1 protein-coding gene and 1 pseudogene are annotated in these 1,270 nt (G+C 63.0%); both read left to right on the plus strand.

All coding sequences use genetic code 11. The annotated features are described in order from the left end of the window. Positions 1–65 precede the first annotated feature (65 nt). Positions 66–218 (plus strand): annotated as a pseudogene (locus tag AC0L2P_RS32110) (transposase); the annotation flags it as partial. Then, positions 185–1,252, plus strand: coding sequence for an IS3 family transposase (locus AC0L2P_RS32115; protein ID WP_473507233.1), 1,068 nt, complete (start codon positions 185–187; stop codon positions 1,250–1,252). The pseudogene AC0L2P_RS32110 and the gene AC0L2P_RS32115, both read left to right, overlap by 34 nt. Positions 1,253–1,270 lie beyond the last annotated feature (18 nt).

Here is a 1,270-nt window from a genome sequence, read left to right on the forward strand (position 1 = left end):
TGACCTGCCACGGGTAATTTCCTCCATCTGAGATTAGAGTCCGGCCTCGATTGAAGGACGGACTGATGAAGAGAAAGCGGTTTACGGAAGAGCAGATCATCGCGGTTCTGCGTGAGCACGAGGCGGGAGCAAAGGCGGGCGATCTGGCGCGCAAGCATGGGATCTCCGAGGCGACGCTGTATAACTGGAAGGCGAAGTATGGCGGGATGGACGTCTCCGATGCCAAACGGCTGAAAGCCTTGGAAGACGAGAACGCGAAGCTGAAGAAGCTGCTCGCCGACCAGATGCTCGAAGCGTCGGCACTGCGCGAGCTTCTTTCAAAAAAATGGTAGGGCCCGCCGCCAAGCGCGAAGCCGTCGCGCATCTGCAGGCCACGATGGGCCTGTCGGAGCGGCGGGCCTGTTCCTTTGTGGGCGCTGATCGCAAGATGATCCGGTATCGTTCTTGTCGCCCACCTGAGGCGGCACTGCGCGGCCGGCTACGCGACCTGGCCAACGAGCGCCGGCGCTTCGGCTATCGGCGGCTGTTCATTCTGCTCAGGCGCGAAGGCGAGGCATCGGGTATCAACCGCATCTACCGGCTATACCGCGAAGAAGGACTGGCCGTGCGCAAGCGACGCTCCAGGCGCCGAGCGGTAGGAACGCGGGCACCGATCCGGGTCCAGGCGAAGCCGAACGCGCGCTGGTCGCTGGATTTCGTGCATGACCAGTTCGGCTGCGGCCGGCGCTTCCGCGTCCTCAACATCGTCGACGACGTGACGCGCGAATGTTTGGCTGCGATCCCGGACACCTCGATCTCCGGCCGCCGGGTGGCGCGTGAACTGACGGAACTGATCGCCCGGCGCGGCAAGCCGGGCATGATCGTCTCTGACCACGGCACCGAGTTCACCTCGAACGCGATCCTCGCCTGGTCGAAGGATCATCAGGTGGAATGGCACTTCATCGCGCCGGGCAAGCCGATGCAGAACGGCTTCTGCGAAAGCTTCAACGGGCGGATGCGGGACGAGTTGCTGAACGAAACCCTGTTCCTCGGCCTCGACCATGCCCGAACAACCATCGCCGAATGGGCAGACGACTACAACCGATCGCGACCACATTCGGCACTCGGATACCTCACGCCTGCGGCCTATGCCGCCAATCTCACCGCAACGGACGATCGGCTGCGCAACCCCGACCAGCTCCGCCGATCACCCGTTGCTCAACCCGCGCCATACGGCGTAAAACCCGCCGAGGCTCTAACTGCAGCCGGATGAAAATTCAGTGGCAGGTCA

Source organism: Mesorhizobium sp. WSM4836 (genome assembly GCF_055811815.1).